This window comes from Paraburkholderia bonniea (assembly GCF_009455625.1).
Taxonomy (GTDB): Bacteria; Pseudomonadota; Gammaproteobacteria; order Burkholderiales; family Burkholderiaceae; genus Paraburkholderia; species Paraburkholderia bonniea.
Genome location: NZ_QPEQ01000002.1, coordinates 497,913 through 516,331, shown reverse-complemented (window position 1 = coordinate 516,331; position 18,419 = coordinate 497,913). Strand labels below are relative to the sequence as shown.

At 56.4% G+C, this 18,419-nt stretch carries 14 protein-coding genes; 12 read left to right on the top strand and 2 right to left on the bottom strand.

Annotated elements, in window-relative coordinates; genetic code table 11:
• The first annotated feature begins 121 nt into the window (after positions 1 to 121).
• The 7 genes from GH656_RS16035 (at position 122) to GH656_RS16005 (ending at position 8,481) form a co-directional block, all read left to right on the top strand.
• A complete protein-coding gene (locus GH656_RS16035; protein WP_153077044.1) occupies positions 122 to 1,228 on the top strand; it encodes a beta-ketoacyl synthase N-terminal-like domain-containing protein in 1,107 nt (368 codons plus the stop codon).
• On the top strand, positions 1,225 to 2,502 hold the full coding sequence (locus tag GH656_RS16030; protein ID WP_153077043.1) for a beta-ketoacyl-[acyl-carrier-protein] synthase family protein: 1,278 nt from the start codon (positions 1,225 to 1,227) through the stop codon (positions 2,500 to 2,502). The genes GH656_RS16035 and GH656_RS16030 overlap by 4 nt, the downstream gene beginning before the upstream one ends.
• Positions 2,502 to 4,151 (top strand): class I adenylate-forming enzyme family protein, encoded by a 1,650-nt coding sequence (locus tag GH656_RS16025; RefSeq protein WP_153077042.1) that lies wholly within the window; start codon positions 2,502 to 2,504, stop codon positions 4,149 to 4,151. The genes GH656_RS16030 and GH656_RS16025 overlap by 1 nt, the downstream gene beginning before the upstream one ends.
• Positions 4,148 to 5,419, top strand: coding sequence for a phenylacetate--CoA ligase family protein (locus GH656_RS16020; protein ID WP_153077041.1), 1,272 nt, complete (start codon positions 4,148 to 4,150; stop codon positions 5,417 to 5,419). The genes GH656_RS16025 and GH656_RS16020 overlap by 4 nt, the downstream gene beginning before the upstream one ends.
• Positions 5,406 to 6,818 (top strand): MATE family efflux transporter, encoded by a 1,413-nt coding sequence (locus GH656_RS16015; RefSeq protein ID WP_174769806.1) that lies wholly within the window; start codon positions 5,406 to 5,408, stop codon positions 6,816 to 6,818. Before GH656_RS16020 ends, GH656_RS16015 begins: the two co-directional genes overlap by 14 nt.
• 110 nt (positions 6,819 to 6,928) lie before the next feature.
• Positions 6,929 to 7,870: an SAM-dependent methyltransferase gene (locus GH656_RS16010; RefSeq protein ID WP_246184343.1), complete on the top strand. Its 942-nt coding sequence runs from the start codon at positions 6,929 to 6,931 to the stop codon at positions 7,868 to 7,870.
• Positions 7,870 to 8,481, top strand: coding sequence for a GNAT family N-acetyltransferase (locus tag GH656_RS16005; RefSeq protein ID WP_246184342.1), 612 nt, complete (start codon positions 7,870 to 7,872; stop codon positions 8,479 to 8,481). The genes GH656_RS16010 and GH656_RS16005 overlap by 1 nt, the downstream gene beginning before the upstream one ends.
• 136 nt (positions 8,482 to 8,617) lie before the next feature.
• On the opposite strand, the gene GH656_RS16000 is transcribed toward GH656_RS16005, so the two are convergent.
• Positions 8,618 to 11,233, bottom strand: a complete 2,616-nt coding sequence (locus GH656_RS16000) for a hypothetical protein (RefSeq protein ID WP_153077039.1) — start codon at positions 11,231 to 11,233, stop codon at positions 8,618 to 8,620.
• A gap of 732 nt (positions 11,234 to 11,965) precedes the next feature.
• Here GH656_RS16000 and GH656_RS15995 point away from each other — a divergent pair.
• The 3 genes from GH656_RS15995 to GH656_RS15985 all read left to right on the top strand — a co-directional run bounded on the left by GH656_RS15995 (position 11,966) and on the right by GH656_RS15985 (position 15,101).
• The gene (locus GH656_RS15995) at positions 11,966 to 13,747 is read left to right on the top strand and encodes a hypothetical protein (protein ID WP_153077038.1); all 1,782 of its coding nucleotides are present in this window, start codon (positions 11,966 to 11,968) and stop codon (positions 13,745 to 13,747) included.
• 101 nt (positions 13,748 to 13,848) lie between these two features.
• Entirely contained in the window at positions 13,849 to 14,331 is a 483-nt protein-coding gene (locus tag GH656_RS15990; protein ID WP_153077037.1) for a hypothetical protein, read from the top strand.
• A gap of 95 nt (positions 14,332 to 14,426) precedes the next feature.
• On the top strand, positions 14,427 to 15,101 hold the full coding sequence (locus GH656_RS15985; protein WP_153077036.1) for a hypothetical protein: 675 nt from the start codon (positions 14,427 to 14,429) through the stop codon (positions 15,099 to 15,101).
• Between the two features lie 22 nt (positions 15,102 to 15,123).
• Here GH656_RS15985 and GH656_RS15980 read toward each other — a convergent pair whose 3' ends face one another.
• On the bottom strand, positions 15,124 to 16,143 hold the full coding sequence (locus GH656_RS15980) for a GlxA family transcriptional regulator (RefSeq protein WP_153077035.1): 1,020 nt from the start codon (positions 16,141 to 16,143) through the stop codon (positions 15,124 to 15,126).
• Positions 16,144 to 16,736: 593 nt separating this feature from the next.
• On the opposite strand from GH656_RS15980, the gene GH656_RS15975 reads away from it, so the two are divergent.
• Positions 16,737 to 17,708 carry a dipeptidase gene (locus tag GH656_RS15975; protein ID WP_153077034.1) on the top strand — a complete coding sequence of 324 codons (972 nt, stop codon included), beginning with the start codon at positions 16,737 to 16,739 and terminating at the stop codon, positions 17,706 to 17,708.
• 98 nt (positions 17,709 to 17,806) lie between these two features.
• The gene (locus tag GH656_RS15970; RefSeq protein ID WP_153077033.1) at positions 17,807 to 18,352 is read left to right on the top strand and encodes a 4-vinyl reductase; all 546 of its coding nucleotides are present in this window, start codon (positions 17,807 to 17,809) and stop codon (positions 18,350 to 18,352) included.
• Positions 18,353 to 18,419: the final 67 nt, after the last annotated feature.

Here is an 18,419-nt window from a genome sequence, read left to right as displayed (position 1 = left end):
CACGCCTGATACGGGCGCGGAACCGGATACGTACACGGCTTCAGCGCACCGCATCGCTGCAGCGCCACCATCCCGCACGGCGTGTTGCCTCGCCGGCCAGACCAGCCACACAGGAGCCGCGATGTCATACATCACTGGGGTGGGGATTGTCACCCGAGCCTTTGCCGATACCGCAGCGTTGCGCGGCATTGATTTTTCGACACAGCCCGCGCTGCCAGCGGCCAGCGCTATCGGCGATTACTTCACGCGCCAGACTACGTTCCGCCATGCGGCTCGCGTGGCCCGTGAAGATCGCGCGTTGTTAAACGACACCAGTCGCCTCGCGCTCGATGCCACCGCCCAGGCGTTCGATTACGCCAGCGCTCGCGTGCCGTATAGCGCGGCTGAGCGCGAAAGCTGTGAAATCTATACCGGGATCGAAGGTGGGGACTATCGCGTCCCGGCACTGCAAACGCATTTACGAGCCCATGCCGGTGAGGTGCTGGCAAGCCTCGCAGCAATGGGCGAGATCCGCCAGCATCTGAATCCACTCGACATGCTGCGTTTGCTGAGTACTAACACGCTGTATCACCTGTCGAAAGTATTCGGCCTGCGCGGCGAAGGTTATCCGCTGCGGCGCATGTCGCTCAGTGGTTTGTGCGCGCTTGAAGTGGCGCATGCGCAGCTTCAGTCGGGTTCGTTGCAACACGCGCTGGTGGCGGCTGTCGGTGACATGACCACACCTGAAAATCTCGGCGCTTTTCACAAGATGGGCCTGGTGCGGCTGGCCTCGCATCCCGATGGCGTGTTGCCCGCCTATGGCGCTGCCGCGTTGATGCTGGAGCGCGCGCCGCCTGCCGGACGCACGCCGCTGGCCCAGGTGCTTACCGTGCTGTCGCGTTACGTGCCTGACACGCTGGTGCGGGTCAGCGAATGGCGCAACTTGCTGGCCCACGTTGCCATGCACCAGCGCGTGCCGATTCAGCATGTGGTGCTGTACCGCAACGGCGTGGCCGCGCTGGAGCAAGCCGAGCGCGAAGCGTTGCATGCGTTCTGGCCGAACTGCACCGTGCATGCGTACAAGCCGTACACCGGCTACACCGGTCAGGCGAACAACCTGATTGACCTGGTGCTGGCGCTGGCCGATCCCGCGATTGAAACCGGTGCGACGGTGCTGGTGAACGGCGTCGGCATCGGTACCGGGCTGGGTGCGATCGTATTGCGCAAGCTCTCGGGAGCGATCTCGTGAGGGCCGCTTCTGAGTCCATCGTGATTAGCGCGTTCGGCGCGGTGACGCCACTCGGCGGTGACTATCACAGCATTCACCAGGCGCTGCGGCATGGCCGCTCAGGGATTCGCGCGATTGAGAAGTTCGATTGCAGCACGCACATCACGCAGCACGCAGGCGTGCCGGAAGAAGGCAACGCGCTGATTCGCTGGCCGCAGGCACGGCGCGAGCCTGCTGAAGTGCTGTACGCCAGGCTCGCCACCAAACGCTTGTTGCGATACGCGCCACATCTGACGCAGGCATATGCGAACGAGCGTCTGGGCTGCGTGGTGGGGGTGGATGTGCCGGGCACCGATATCCAGAGCGCGCTTGAACTGGTGCGGCGGATGGAGGGCGAAAGCTCGCGCGAAGCATTTATGCAGCAGTTGGTACGGCACTTCCGCATGGCGGATTTCTTCAATCTCGAACCCACTGCGGTGCTGGCGGAGATTTACCGCCAGGTGCCTTTTGCGGGTTTTGCGACGACCCATGTCGGGCTTTGTTCCGCCTCACTCCAGACCATCGGCATGGGTCTTCAGGCATTGCGCCAGCAACGTCTCGACGCGGTGATCGTCGGCGGCATTTCGGGCCGGGTCAATCCGCTCAATCTGGCGCGGCTCGAAGCGCTCGATGTGATTTCCACCGATCTGCTGCTCGCGCCTGAGCAGCGTTCGCGTCCGTTTGACCAGCGCCGTTCTGGTTTCGTGTTGGCGGAAGGCGGGGTGCTGTTGCTGCTTGAGCGCGAAGCGGCAGTGCGCCAGCGTGGTGCGACGCCGCTGCTGCGTATCGCGGGGTATGGCGCGAGCCTTGGTGCAGAACACATCGTGATTCCGCATCAAAACTCGCTCGAAATGACGCTGGCCATGCGCCGCGCGCTCGCTGACGCTGGGCGGCACGCGCGCGACATTGATTACGTGAATGCCCACGGCACCTCGACGATTCTTAACGATCGGCACGAGTCTCAGGCTATCCGCGAGGTGTTTGGTGCGGGTACGACCGTGCCGGTGACGGCGAATAAATCGCTGCACGGGCATCTGATCGCAGCGGCGGGCGCGATGGAAGTGCTGAATACCGCGATTGCGCTACGGGAAGGTTTTATTGCGCCGACCATCAATCTCGACGCGCAAGGTGCGGATTGCGACGTCAATGTCGTGCGCCGGATGACGCCGATGCTCACCACCGGTGGCCGGGTGCTGAAGAACTCATTCGGCATGGGCGGGCTGGCGGCTTCGGTCGTGCTGGAGGGGGTGCGCTGATGAGTACGCGTTTTGCTCACACATTGTTGAACGATCCGCACTGGCGTGTTGTGCATCGCGGCTGGTCAGCGGGGGCGGCTGAACTGCGCGCGTGTCTCGCGGCGGTGACTAGCGCGCTGGCTGAATTCACGCCTGACCTGGCCGCTGGGCGCTGCCTGATTGCGGTTGGCCAGGGCGGGCTGGATTATTTTTTCTTCACGCTGGTGGCTTCCGCGCTGCGCTGCCGGGTGGTGCTGTGTGATCCGAAGCTCTTGAGCCATGCGTTGACGTGCCAGCTGGATGCGGTGGCACTCATCTCGACTCGGCCACTGCTGGGCAAAGCGTTACCGGTGCTGGTGTTCAATTGGCAAGCACTGGCGGCGGGCGATGCGGCCGCGCATGGGGTGCTGCGCTTGCCAGTGGGGCCTGGTTTGACGGCCCCCGCGTTGCGTCCGCTGGACAGTCTCAGGCGCTCAGCCGAGCCGCTCGATGCGCACAAGCCTTATGTGCTCGACGCGCTTGATGCGCCTTATATGCTCAAACCACTCGATGCCGCACTGTCGGCGTCGCCAGAAACAACGGCCGATACCCGCCAGGCGCAACTGGTGTTCATGACCTCGGGCACGACCGGCACCCCCAAGCTGGTGCTGTACGACGAAGCCCCGTTGTGGGCCAACGCGCGCCTCGTGGGCGAGTATCTGGCGATCCAGCCGGGCGAGCGTGTGCTGTGTCTGTTTCCGGTGCATTACATGTACGGCTTTTCGACGGTGATGAGCGGCGTTCTGAGTGGCGCGACGGTGCATCTGGAACGCGCTTCGCTGACACCACAGGAAGTGCTGGCGTATCTCACCGGGCGCAAGGTGCGCTACGTGCCGCTGATCCGCAGCTTGATCGAGCGCTTGTGCGATCTGGTGGAGCGCTCGCCAGGCGCGACGCTGGAACATGCGGTGGTGCTCAATGCTTCGGATCGCTTATATGTGACGCAGATGCGGCGCTTGCTCTCGCTGGGCGCGGTGGTCTGGAACAACTTCGGCCAGACCGAATCCGGGCCACGCCTGTTCGCGCTCAAGTTCACGCCAGCGGATCTGCCACGCCTCGCCCAACTCAGTTGCGATGAAGTGATCGCGCCGGGGCGGCCGGTTGATTCACGCATCAGCATCGAGCTGCTCGACCCCTATGGCCAGCCATGCGCGCCGGGGCAGGCCGGCGTGATGCACTACCGCACGCCTTACGCGATGGCGGGTTATTTGCGCGCGGATGGCTCGCTTGAGCCGCGTCCGCTGATCGACTCAGGCGACCTGATGCTGCGTGGTGACGATGGCGTGCTGTATTGGGTCGGTCGCAAGGACGAAACCCTCAAGGCGAACGGCATGTTCATCAACCCTGGTTTGCTGCACCGTCATTTCGATAGGCTGCCCGGGATTGCGCAGAGCTACTTTCTGGCGGATACGCGTTCGTCTGCGCTCAGCGCGTTTATCGCTCCGGCACCGCATGGGCTGATCGACGATGCCGAATTACGCCGGCAAATCATTCATGAGTATCGCCAGGCATTTCCGCTGTATCCGCGCTTGGTGCAGGTGCACATCATCAGCGCGCTGCCGCTGACGCGAACCGGCAAGGTTTGCCTGGCGCGGCTGCGAGCCTATCTCGCAGGCAAGGAAGCGGCATGAGACCGAAGCCATCAGGCACAGCACTCGCCTCGTTGCAGACCACACGTTTTAACGCCGCGTTAGTCAACCAGGCGCTGCGCTATCACGCCGGTTACGCGCAGCGGCTGCCGTCAGGTGTGGCGGATTACGCCACGTTTTGCCAGCAGGTCGCCTGTGAAACGGCTGTCGATTTAAAGCAGCGCGTGCTGCGCCAGATGCGCAGCGGCGCGTTACGCGGCGTGACCCTGCATGCCACGTCAGGCACCAGCGGCGCGGCCAAGCTGCTGCTGCACGCGGGCGCGGACAAAGACCGCCAGGCTAGCTACGGACGCACGCTGTGCGACACGTTGGGCGGCATGATGTTCGCGCCTGGCGACACAGTGGTGAACCTGTTTACAGCAGGCGGTTTCTCGCTGTTGTTCGATGGCTGCAACCGGATGCTGGAAGCCCTGGGCGCGAACATCATCCCGCTCGGCCGCCTTGATACTTACGGCGCGCAACTGCAAGCGCTGCTTGAATGGCTCGCGCTGGCACAGCCGAACGTGCTGCTCGGCACGCCGACCAGCGTGCTGCATTGCCTCGAAGTAACGCGCGCGCATGGGCTGGTGCTGAACATCGAGAAAATCGTGTTCAGCGGCGAAGCATTCAGCCAGGCGCGGCGCGCCCAAGTGCATGAATGCTGGCCGCAAGCGCGCATCTTCGGCCTGTACGGTCAGACTGAAACCGGCTTCATCGGCTATGCCACGCCCGAATGCGACGCGGCGCATTACCACGTGTTCGATGACTGGTTTTTTCTCGAAGCCTGTGAGCAACAGTTGCTGGTGACGAGCTGGGCCAACACGGCTTTGCCCTTGCTGCGCTATCAGTGCAGCGACCGGGTGCGGCTGCATCTGGCCAGCCGTTGCCGCTGCGGCCGCCCGGGGGCCCGGCTGGTGTTGGGCGGCCGCAGCGACACACGTTTTAACTACGCGGGCAATCTGATTAGCACGGAGGTGCTGGCGGCGCGGATTCAGGCCACGCTGGGCCAGCCGGTGGAATGCCAGTTCGTGCTTAGCACGAGCGCCGGAGGCGGCGAGCAACTATGCGTGGTGCTCGATCTGGACGAAGCCGAACTCGCGCCATGGCGGCAGCAGATCACGCATGCGGTGAGCACGCTGGATGAAGTGCGCGAATGTCTCGACAAAGGGCAAGGCACGGTGCGCGTCGATTCGCGTGCGGCGCTGCATGACAGCAGCCGGCAGAAAACCCCGTTGCTACTCGACTTGCGGGAGTCCCATGGCGTCATCTGAAGTGTCTGCGCCACTCAAAGCCAGGAATGCGCCAGACCCCGTGGCCACCATAACTGCCAACGGCTGGCTGGCCGAATTTCGCGGCGTCTGGCGTTTGCTGTACCCGATGCTTGTGTCGACGCTCGCCAGCTACTGCCTGAACCTGTTCGATTACCACTGGATTCGCCATCTCGGCGCAGCCGATCTTGCGTTGCTCGCACTGATGAATGGCAGCGTGATGAGCTTCATGTTTTTGCTCAGCAAGAGTTTCGAAGAATCCTTCGTCGCGCTCTTCGCCCGGGCCGCACCGCTGCAACAAGGGGTGTTGTTGCAGCAAGCGTTGTGGCTCGCGCTCTGCATTGGCGCTGGCGTGGTGGGGTTGCTGCTTTGGGCTCAGGTGCCGCTGGTGCATTTTTTGTCGGGCGGTGTGCTGAGCGGACGCCATGCCGGATTGTTTTACACGGTGATGGTGGCCACTTTTGCGTTGACGCTGGTGAACACCGTGCTCTCAGCTGCGCTGCGGGTGTATGGCGACGCTAAAACGCCCGCGCGCATCAGCGTGAGTTGTGGCGTGCTCAACAACTTGCTGGACCCGCTGATGATCTTCGGCGTGTTTGGCCACGCGCCCGCCTGGCAGATTTTTGGCCTGGCTGCCGCCTCATGGGGCGCGCGCGTGACGTACCTGCTGCTAAGCAGCGTCAGCTTGCGCAAGCGTCTGAGGCGCGAGCAGGTGTGCTGGCCGCGCCTGCGTCCGGTCTGGCCGTTACAACAGCGGCTGTTGCGGCTATTCGTGCCATCCGCATTGCTCGAAGCGCTGACGTTCTGCGCTAGCGTGATGGTCTACGCCGCCATCGCCACCTATGGCGTGCAGGTGATCGGCGGCTATGGCGTGGGGTTCGAATTGCTGGTGGTCGGTTTCATTCTGGTGAAGGGCTTGAGCATGGTGTTCATGATCCGGCTCGGTCACCGGCTACGCCAAGGCCTGGATCTGCACACCTGTGCGCGCTCGGTGCTGGTGCTAGGGACGATATTCGTCATCCTGATTAGTGCGGGGTACTTCGGTTTGCGCGGCTGGGTGCTGCCGTTTCTCGTCTCGGATCCTGCTGCGAGCGCCATTGCCTTGGCGTGGCTGAATTACGCCCCGATTTTTATCGCCAGCTATTTGCTGAGCAATCTGGTGACTGGCTGCTGCCAGTTGCTGGAGCGGCCCGCATGGGCGTTGTGGCTCGGGCTGTTTTTCAGCTGGGTAGTGAACCTCGGCGCGGTGTCGGCGCTGGTGCAGGCAAGGCGGCCAGTGGCTGAGGTGTTTGCCACGATGGCCAGCATCAGCGCGGCGCGGGCGCTGCTGTACCTGGTGATTTTTCCTTGGCTGGTGCGGCGTCTCGCTGCGCGCGCCAATGGCATGCCGTTGCTGAACTGAGGCTGTGCTGATCCGGGTGCCATGCCGGAAAAAGCAGCCAGCACCGGTTAAGCCCGCGCAACCCGCAGGCGGCTTCCCCCAGCGGTTTAACTGCAACAGGAGAGTGAGAAATGTCCACCTTGCCCGAGACGCATGAGCCCCGTTACACGCACCCGATACATGCCTGGAGTGAAGCAGCGGCCGCGCCTGGTGCAGCAGCGGGAGTGAGTTCAGAGAGCCGCATCGCGTTTGTCCGGCAGCAGATTCACGCCTGGCTTGATGAGCTGCTGGCGTTGCCGGCCAGCGTTGGGTTGCAACAGTCATTCGGCAAGATGCTGACGCTGCGCAACTACATCCTCTCGCCAGTGCTCAACGCCAGCGAGACCGCGCGCTATCTGGAAGACCCTGAAGTGCGCGATTACATGGCGCGCTACCAGGCGCTGTGTGCGCTCAACGAAGTCCGCTTCGAGCGCGAGATGAGCGCGATCCTGCGCGGGCAGAACGAGAGCGAGAAAGAGAACGAAGCGCTGGTGCAGATCATTCGCGGCTATTACGCCGATATCTACAAACTGCTGGCGCGCAGCGAGATTTTCCTGAGCGGGATGAATCCCACTTCGAACGTGGTGATGGTGGGTTCGGGCGGCATGCCGCTGTCGCTGCTTTTCATGCAGAGCTTTAGCGGCGCGCGCGTGACCGGCGTAGAGCGCAGCGCAGCTTCGCTGGCGAGCGGCAGCGAGTACATCGCATTTTTAAGCGGGCAACACCCGGCGCTGTTTCGGCGCGCAGCGATCAGCCAGGTTTGTGCTGATGGCGTCAGCTTCGATTACGGCGAGGCGGACATCGTAGTGCTGTCGATCCATCTGGCAGACAAGCTGTCCATCATCGAACGCATCATCGAGACCACGCCGCGTGAGCGTGCAGTGGTGATCGTAGAGCGCCAGGTGCGCGGGCTTGGGCAGTACTTCTACCGCAACCATGGTTTCGAGCCAGCGGGCTTGCCACTACAACGCATGGGCACGCTGTGTTCGTCATTACTAGAGAGCACGGCCTATCGGCTGGTGCCGCGAGGCTGATGATGCGCGCGACAGATCTGACACTGACGGTGTGTGATGCCACCGGCTTCGCTGCCTGGGAGACGCGTTTCATGGCGCTGTATCTCGAAGCGTTTACGAGCGGCAGCTACCACGGCCATTACCTTGATGAAGCGGCGGAGCGCGCATGGCTGCGGCGGCTCTTCGCGCAACATCGCGCGCGTTGTTACCTGCTGCATGAGGGCACGACGCTCGCGGGGTTCTTGCTGATGGCGGACGCGGCCTATGACCGGAAATTGCCAGCCGACATGCGCCAGCAACTGGCCGGGCAGCAAGTGTGGGCGCTGGCTGAACTGGCCGTGGCCCCGGCATATCAGCGTCAAGGGCTAGCGGCACGCCTGCTGGCGCAATGCCTCGCGGACTGCATCGCGCTGCCACGAGATGACGAGGCAGCGTCTTGCGGCACCACGCTCATCGTGCGCACCCAGGCGGATGCGCTGGGTGCGCACCGTTTATATGAGCGCTATGGCTTTGCGTGGTGGGGTGAGGTCCAGGTGCCCGTTGCGGTGTTACAGCCAGAGGGCCTGCGCTGGCGTCAGGTGAGCAAGCATTACTACCGTTGCGCGATGGTGCGGCTTGAGTGTGTGGTGTGACGTTGAGCGCATCTGGGCATTGCCGGCATGTTCCTTGTGAAAATAATCAGTGCGATTAAGGCAGGCGAGGGGCTTCGATTTATATGAAGCATCATTCCAGCCGCAATTCAATTTGATTAAACAAATGAGGCGGAAATTATTCTGCAAGCTTGCGCAGAATGGCATCCCGGCTATCGGTTTTCCCCATCATTTTTAAAAGCGTAATGACTGGATGAAGATACGACCGCATCCATTGTGCGCGGTCAGGTATTTTTGGCAGAATTTTCGCTAAAAATTGCTCCTGTGCAGCGCTCGAACTCAAGTCCGCCAGGCAAGAAATAAAGGTGTGAATTTCTGACTGCTCTGGATGAGCTATCGCATTGATTTTTGAACTAAGTACGTTGAATAAGCCGGTCAGTTCAGAAAGATTTTTTCGTTCTTTCAAGACCTCTTTTAAGGCATTAAGCAACCAGCTGATATCAGCAAGTCTGAATTTTTCCGCTTGCCCCATTTTTTTCTCTATAGCTTGTAACAGCAGCGCACTTTGTACCGGCAATGGCTCCAATGCATTCAACGTGAAAATGAGCGTGACGATTTTATAGGCAGTCCATGGGCCGGAGCCGGCCATTTGGGTTGTCAGTTCTTGCCACAGTGCTTGCAAGCCGGGCGTATCGCCTAATGTGGCCAGCACAGCAAACAAGTTATTCAGATCATCTGCCGCTAGAGGGGCCAGTGCTTTAATCGGCTCCAGCAAGGCGCTCATCAATGCAGTGCGCAGATTATGCAGCGGCAGTTCCGGCATGAACTGAACGCGTTTTGCATAATCCATGACCACTTCTACCGGCCAGTCTAGCGTCGCGCTAATTTTTGCCGCTAGCCGGTTCAGCAGATCTGTCTGGACAGACAAAGACTGGATCTGCTTCAGCCGCGCTGCAATGCTAAAGATTTCTTCGAACTCCAGATGGTTGAAGTTCGAATGATGGATTGCCGCAACGTTGCTGGTTTCGCTTGTTCCGCTTAACTGGTTGAGACGCTTGCGGATGAGCTCTGCTAACTGCGATTGCAGAGCCTCCGTCATGATTTTTCTCAACGCTTCGCTCTGAATGTTTGCCACCTGTTTGACCAGGCAGTCATTGTCAGATTGGGTCCATGAATGGCTATACCGGATCATGGCTGCCAGCGTCTGCGCGAGGGTCATTTGACAGACATCGTCTGTTACGGTGTCCAGCACGACGGTTATGCGGCTAACGTTCTCTCCGTTGAATCCGGAGACGCCGCGCATGACTAGCGCCAGTGTGGATGCCAGCCGATGATGCGGTTCCAGATCAATTCCAGTCTCCTTCAAGAGCGGCAGCACCTCAATCAACTGTGGCAGCGTCCATCCCGCATCAGGTGCGCCGGGGCACTGCTTCACAAGCAGATTAAGCAACTGCAGCTTTAAAGAAGGATGGACTACCGTTTGCCGCACGCGAAATATCTTCAAATAATCGCCAGGGGTCTGGATCTGGATTTTGCTGATGATGTCTGGCAGCACAGCTTCGATTCTGTGCTTGAACAAAGCATTTGTCTTGGGCTCTGCATGGAACTTGATGAACAGGGATGCGCTTTCGGCAGACCACTCAGAGACGGCCTGAATTCTGTTTTTCAGCGTGTTCTGAAGGTGCTCTCGCACGGTGAACTGGCTGATTTCTTCCAGTATCAGGAACAGTGACAGACAGTCAGTCTCCATCAATTTTTCTAGCGCAGCGAGCGGGGTTGCCAGCTCGACCAACATCGCTTCTTGCCCCGGTGAGCCGTTCAATTGAACTAGCAGTTTCAGCATTCTTTTCAGATCGAGAACACTCCAGCTGGCGAGACTTGCCAGTTTTTTTGCCAAGCTGACTTGCAGGCTACAGAGCGCGGCTTCTGAGGTCGATTCTGGTCCTGTCACAGGCACTTGAGGCAGGTTTTGCAGCACCAGAATCATTTGATACACCCGTTCGATATCCCAACTATCGGATTGCGCTATCGCTGAGTTCAGGATGGAAAGCTGAATCACGTTTTTTGCCAGCAATGCTAGCTGAACAACATGCGCGGCACTTAAGCCAGGTGTGGCAACTGCTTTGTTAAATAGCGCTGATACAAGCGGTACCAGTGCTGAACGTGTGGCGTAAGGCAACAAAAAAGAAGTGAACTGGTCGAGATCATGACCATTGCTGAAATCACTTTTTTCTATTTCGAGTGCCAGCACGGACAACATTTTGTTTTTCCCCGCACCCAGCCGGAGCATGTCTTCTATTAGCAACAAAGCGAGTTCGACATTTTGGCTACCGATTTTCAGCGCACCACTATGCATTAGCCTCAGCCGTATGGCGCGGCGAAGGTTGTCTACCCATTCCTTTTTCAGGGAAATTTTGTGTGAGTCGATAACGGTTTCGATAGCCGTAAAAAAAGTCTTGAATTGATCTTTGTGATCCGGATCAAGCTGCTCAAGGATCGAATAAAAAAATCTGACAACCGGATTCTTGATGTTATTCGCTGCTTGCAGCCTGTGACAAAAGGCCCGTGCAAGCTGAAGTTCTTGCGTAGGTGACAAGTTGAGATCTCTTGCCATGAAGTCATTGAGGCGCAGCAAAAAATCTTCTAGCGTTGGGCTATCAAGTACCTGTTGTAGTACTGGATCGTTGATATTTTTCGTTCGTATTTCTGCCAGGGGTACAAGATTCGTGGCCTTTGTGATCTTCTTGGGTGACGTCTGCTGGACAGATGCGGCGGATTGTCCGATAGGGGTCATCAGCCTTATGCATTGCGACTGTCCCGTGGAGGAGCCGCTAATTGAAGATGAACAACTTGATTGATATAACGGTGAGCCGTTATTAATACGCTCTGTCAAAATGAATCTCCATCTTTATTTAAAAATTCAATAATTTTGAATAGCTAAATAAAGTAATAATATAAAAATCGGGTGGCAAACTGATGTATGAGCGGCTACAGCCATGGGGCACTAAGTAACCGGAGGTAACACTTTGGTTCCATATCAGCAGGAAAAAATTTTGCAGCGAGTTGATTCGATTGACAGAACGCTCACACAGCTTGTCTGCTGGCGTCAAACAAGTGCCTGGCGTTGCGGAAATTTCGGCGAAATCATGCTTGCGTCAGACATATATAACGCTATGTTGCTTTAACACTGCCAACTGGAACTTGTGATGCTAGATGGTTACCTAGTTGCCAGTCTTTAGTTGAAGCTGGAATGAGAAAAATGGCTTAAATAAAGATTTTTTCACTGCGTTTCATGTTTTCTGACGATGTCAGGCAATTGATGAAATATTCAATGAAGCTTTGGGTTGGCACTATTTTGTTATGCGATCCATAGAGTGATCTTGGATAAGTAGCTTTGCTGGAGAATTTGCATAGATGATGTGGCAATTTAACACCTCAAGCGACGCTGCGCTTATACCGTGACGGGCTGACATGCAGGCATGTTTTAGCTAGTGTTTTCAAATTTGAATTTTTTAACGAGATTTTTATGTCATTTACTTCATCTTCCAGCCCTTCTATTGTCGGAGTAAATCGCACCAGCCTGGATTTCAATGATATTTCCCGCTCCGGATCTGGTATCAATGGCGAGGTGCAATCTACTGGAGAGCATCCAAGGCATTCGAAACAGAACACCAGCGATTTGCCGCATGCCAGCACGCTGTCGCAACGGAATATGAGTGTCGATCTGCCAGAAAACCAGGTCACACACTTGCCAAGAGAGCACATCCCAACCAGTAATGAACTTGTGGCGTGCTCGCGTGGCGATGAGTCTGCAGTTTCTTATGCACCCATTGAAAGGATGAGGAACCTCGACTCTGGCCAATTTAATGCGTTAGTAAAGTGGCTTCCCGCACTGAGAGAGCAGGGCTTTTCGGATGAAAGCAGTATCAATATGGCTGCGTGTAATGCAGGCGCTAGAATCCTGGAGACGGTAGTTAAAGTGCAACCTAACCTCAATCTTTTGGGCTATGACAACGCCCAGATTGAGGCTATGGCAATGCAGGATGATGGGGTGAATGTGCTGTCCAGCGTATTGCGCCTGCATCTGGATTTGATGGCAAGGGGCCATACAAACCAGAGTATTTTTCTGATCGCCGTGGGGGACAATGCACTTCAACAATTGAAGCATCACTGTTCCAAAGAGGCTCAAGCGCGACTTGTTGACGGTACTTCACTCGAGTCAATGATGAGGCCAGTGATGGAACTGCAGGAGAATGATTTGTCGTTCATTCGGCACAAAGGTCACAGGGCATTAGCTTTTATCTTGGTTCGGGCTTACGGCTATAAACTGACTCAGTCGCCCTTTAATCTAGATAAGGTTTCTATTCTTAGCATGACGAGTAAGCATAACTCTAGAGCAATTTTCGAAAATCTCCTTAAGATGGGGAAGTGCCTGATCGATGCCGAATATTCGGCGAACGATTTGGTTAGTGTTGTGTCTGGTCCAGATGGAATTAATCGTTTTAAATACCTCGTTACCTTTCATGCAGCACTTAAAGAGTTGAATTTCTCTGTCGGCGATATACTGAAGATGGCTAAGTTAGCTAACTGGAAAGAAAAAGTGGTGTATATCCTGGAGAACAGAATTGCTGGCGATTTATCAGATGCCGGGAGTTTAGTTAAATCAACAGAATATTTATGGCGCAATAAATATGACCCAATGTCGCCATCAAATCAATCTATTAAGCATGTTCCGGTTTCTGCGCCGCGTGATTTTTGGGGTTTGCCGAAGCAATTTTCACCTGAGAATCCGACTATCCAGGATCCAGGCACCAATCCGGCGGAGTCAGGTAACGAGGTGGAATTTAATTCCGATTCCGGATCCTATTCCGATAACGAGCCTGATTCGAGTAATGCCACTACACCATCAGAAACACCGAATTCCGATGGTTTGCCTCGGCCTCAGCGTTATAACAACCTTAAACGCAAGCGTGACGAAGAAACACACACGAATTTGAATCACGGCGTTGTCGTGCCAGCAATCCAGTCACCGCAAAATCCGCCGCTGTTGTCTTCAGATGAACTTGACCCGAAAGAAATTTCAACCCAGCAGCGCTCGCGGGTCAAAAATGAGGGAGGCAGTGAACTTTCTGATTTCTGGCAGTCTGGATATAACTCTGCGAATTTCAATATCGATGATCTTGACTGGCCGGAGCAAACCGTTGAATTGAATCCGGTCAAGCGAAAGCAATCGAATATCGTTCCTGAATCCGATTACGAGATTCTTTCTACTTGGGAAAGACTTTTCCCAAATGGCATTACAGGCTGAGTGTATGCGTTAGCGCTTTTAGCGGCACTGCGTTGAGGCCTTGGCGAGTGCGTTCCAGTGAGTGAGCGCTGTTAACTTTAAATTATTGAATAAGATTTTTTATGTCATCCAAGCCATTTTTCGGAAATACCGTTGGTGTGAATTCGCACAATACCGGTATTCGTTTTGAGCCTTATCCCGTGCAAGGCCCGGTAGTCCAGTTGCCCTCTAGCGGGCAGGATCCCCGGCATCTTCAACAGGGCTCCGGTGTTGTCTCGCGGACTAAAAATCTGACGAGATCAGAGCCGAATTGCAGGCAACCACCGCTTAGTTCACGTCGATCCTCAACGGAGCAAGACACGTGTATATCCAGCGATAAAACTCTGACGAAAACACCGTACTCGGGCAGCAAAGAAATCTGCTCTAAAGCAGAGCTTAATGGTCTAGGCTATGACAACTCCATGATTGATGAGATGGCGGCCCAGTATTCAGGAAGAAAAATTCTGCGGAAGGTATTGACTTATCATCCCAAATTCATGGCGATGGGTCATACAAACCAGACGATCTTTCAGATTGCAGTGGGGGCAACGGGCTTTATGAACTAGGTCGGCAGCTTTCTAACGCACGCGTTAACGGTATTTCACGCAAGCCGGTTTTGATACTGGATCAGGATGAGTTTGCGTCAATCCAGAACCATGCTATGAGGGCAACCGTCATCCAGTTAATCCGGGCTTACGGCTATAAGCTGACTCAGGCACCGTTTAACCTGGAAAGAGCGTTGATCTTCAAACTGGCAAGCGAGAAGACGGTTGAAGCTGATTTCGACAATCTCCTCAAGCTGGGTCCCGTGCTAATCGCCGCCAATTTTCCAGCACAAACACTGATTGAAATTCTGTTGGAGAACGATGGTTTGAAGCATTTCCAATATCTCGCGGACTGGCATGTACCACTTGGTAACTTGAACTACTCTTCAGCCGATATGCTGAAAATTCTCAGGTTGCCGAAGTATGAAAATAGGGTAAATCTAATTCTGAATGGAAAATTTGCTGCTGGTAGCGTTCAATCTGAAGCGCTGGTTAATTCACAGAATTTTTTATGGTGCAGTGAAACATTCCTGACAGAAGAGCTGGAAAACGATGCCTCTTTAGTGCCGGTTTCAGCGACTGATTTATCAGATGTGGCGCTGGCGGAGATTTATCTAGATCAGGAGGGGTTACGCTCACTCGCATCTTCAGAACCAGACCTGAGCCATAACAACGCGATGACGGGCAGTGAGGTTCCCCATCTGCCTGCGTTTGAACAATTCAGTGCGTTAGATCTGGATCAAACCACCAGTAACCCGTTCTATATCTTCGACTGGCAAGAGCCAATCTGAGCCCTCACCACATCACACCAGCTTAAGCCGCCGCGTCCAACGTCTCGCCGGGCTGTGGCTGCGGCGTTTCTTCTAGTGGCGCGGCCTGGCGGCGGCGTTCACGAGTTGGCGCGGAGCCGTATGCATCGCGGTAGCTTTTGCTGAAATGGCACGCCGACTGAAAACCACATGCCATCGTGATGTGCATGATCGACATATCGGTTTGCAGCAGCAATTCACGTGAACGGCGCAGGCGCAACGTCAGGTAGTAATGCGTCGGGGTCATCCCAAGATGCTCGCGGAACAGCCGTTGCAATTGCCGCTGCGACATGCCAGCGAGGCGCGCGAGTTCTTCGCGTGAGAGTGGCTCCTCGATATTGTTTTCCATCAACGCAATCACTTCGAACAGCGACTTGTTGGCACAGCCCAGCCGCGCGACGAGCGGCATGCGTTGCTGCGCATTTGGGTCGCGCACATGTTCGACCACGAACTGTTCGGCAATCTGCGTGATGCGCGCGGTCCCCACGCGTGCTGCGATCAGGTTGAGCATCATGTCGAGCGGTGCGATGCCACCGGTGCAGGTCACCCGGTCACGGTCAATCACAAACAGTTCTTTCAGAAAACGCGTGCCAGGAAATTCTTCCCTGAGCGCCGACAGATTTTCCCAGTGGATCGAACAGGCATAGCCGGACAACAAGCCAGCGCGCGCCAGTGCATAGGTGCCGGTACACAGGCTGCCCAGTGTGATGCCGCTGCGCGAGAAGCGGCGCAGCACCGACAGATGCTGTGGCGTCGTGACGCGCTGCACGTCGATGCCGCCGCAGACAAACACGATATCGGCGGCCGTCACGCTATCAGCGGGGAGGGTATCTACGCTCAGGCCATTACTGGTTCGAACTGGTCCTCCTTCAGGGCTGACCAGGGTCCAGCGATACAACGTTTGGCCACTTAAATAATTCGCCATCCGTAGTACTTCGACGGCGTTGCTAAAAGCAATCAGCGTGAAATTTGGCAGTGGCATGAAAACGAAATGAGACAGTGACGCGGTGCGTTCCGGCGACATAGTGCAGGGCTTCCTTCGAGTGGTGGGGAGCTGCATCAAGCTCGCAGCGAGGGCTATTTTGGGTTTAATAACAAGCGTCAGGCCATACGGCTAAACCCTTATTTTTCAAGCTTCTCGCCTAAATTTTAGTTTTTAAAGGATAAATTTATCCTGTGGTTTTCGCGCTGCCTGTAGCGTTTATCTATCGCGCATGAACTGCCTCTAGGCAGATCACAGCTCATGCGCTAAACGATACTTTCCAGTTCATCTAAAGGTATGCATAACGCACTAGTTTTAATTTGGTGTGGATGGCGGAAAAAGTCAGGAAAGTGTCTGAATTCGCCAACTCAGAATGCTGTCCAAAGACAAAAATAGAGCCTTTGCAGCACCGCTTGCGGCAGGGTCTTGCAGCAGGTTCAGGCAAGTCGAATGGTGCCTATAGCAGCTTGCATATAACGGCACACAACGGAGCAAAGTGCGGAACACAGCGCGGCACATAACGCTGGCTTAGATCCCGGCGCGCGGCCAAAACGGCCCAAGCGGCCCAAGCGGCCCAAACAGGCTGACGTAAAACCGCGTGTCCCCACACGCTCACCGAATGACGGAGCAGCGCAATGAGCACCTTGCATCAGGACAGCATCATCATCGACGGGCTGAATATTTCGAAGTTCGACCGTGCGGTGTTCGAGGACATGCGCACGGGTGGCATCACGGCGGCGAATTGCACGGTCTCGGTGTGGGAGGGCTTTGCAAAGACGGTCGACAACATCGCGCAGATGAAGCGGCTGATCCGCGGCAATAGCGAACATCTGAGCCTCGTGCGCACCACCGCCGATATCTTGCAGGCCAAGCAGGAGAGCCGCACCGGCGTGATCCTCGGGTTCCAGAACGCGCATGCTTTCGAAGACAACCTCGGCTATATCGAAGCCTTCGCTGATATGGGTGTGCGGGTGGTCCAGCTTTGCTACAACACGCAGAACCTGGTGGGCACAGGCTGCTATGAACGCGATGGCGGGTTGTCTGATTTTGGCCGCGAGGTCATCACTGAGATGAACCGTGTCGGGATCATGGTCGATCTGTCGCACGTCGGCGGCAACACTTCAGCCGAAGCCATCGCTTACTCGCAAAAACCCGTGTGCTATTCGCACTGTCTGCCCTCCGGCCTAAAGGACCATCCACGCAATAAATCCGATGCCCAGTTACGCGAGATCGCCGACGCCGGTGGTTTTGTTGGCGTGACGATGTTTGCGCCGTTTCTCAAGCGCGGCAGCGAAGCAACGCTTGATGACTATATCGAGGCGATTGATTACGTCGTGAACCTGATTGGCGAGGACGCGGTAGGCATTGGCACCGATTTCACGCAAGGCTATAGCGTCGATTTCTTCGATTGGCTCACACACGACAAAGGGCGTTACCGGCGTCTGACTGATTTCGGCAAGGTGGTGAATCCGCTTGGGATTCGCACGATCGCTGAGTTTCCTAACCTGACCGCTGCGATGCAGCGCGCCGGATGGCGTGAAACGCGCATCCGCAAAATCATGGGCGAGAACTGGGTCCGGGTGTTTCGCTCGGTGTGGGGCGCATAGCGTCCATGCCGCCGCGCATCTCACGCCGCGTACACCTGGTGCACGACGGCCTTGCGTTCTCATCAAAACAAAACAACTTTGCTAGAGGAGTACCCCTGATGCATCCCCAACTTCCAATCGACGTGGACGCCGACACCGGCGTATGGACCACCGATGCGCTTGCGATGCTGTATGTGCCACGGCATTTCTTCACCAATAACCACCTCGCGGTAGAAGACGCGCTGGGTCAGAGCACGTATGCCGCGATCCTGTATCAGGCGGGTTACAAGTCGGCCTGGCACTGGTGCAACAAGGAAGCAGCGTTGCATGGCATGAGCGGCATGGCGGTGTACGAGCATTATTTGCAGCGTCTGTCGCAACGTGGCTGGGGCCGTTTCTCGCTGGCTGAATCTGATCCAGAACACGCCCGCGCGCGCATCGAGCTGCGTCATTCGTCGTTCGTCCTCGCGCAGCCCGACAAGAAAGGCAAGCTTTGCTACATGTTTTCCGGCTGGTTCGCGGGCGCGATGGATTGGGTCAACGACGCTTTTCTCTCCGCCAACGCGGGCGCAGCCCGGCGTCCCCGATCCTATGCAGCAGAGGTGCGCTGCTGCGCGCAAGGCCACGGCCACTGCGTCTTCGAAGTCAAGCCGATCGCGTCCTGAACGCTTAAACCCAACCTGATTGCTTGACTGCCTGACTCAGCGCGCCAGCAGCACTGGCTGCTGCCCC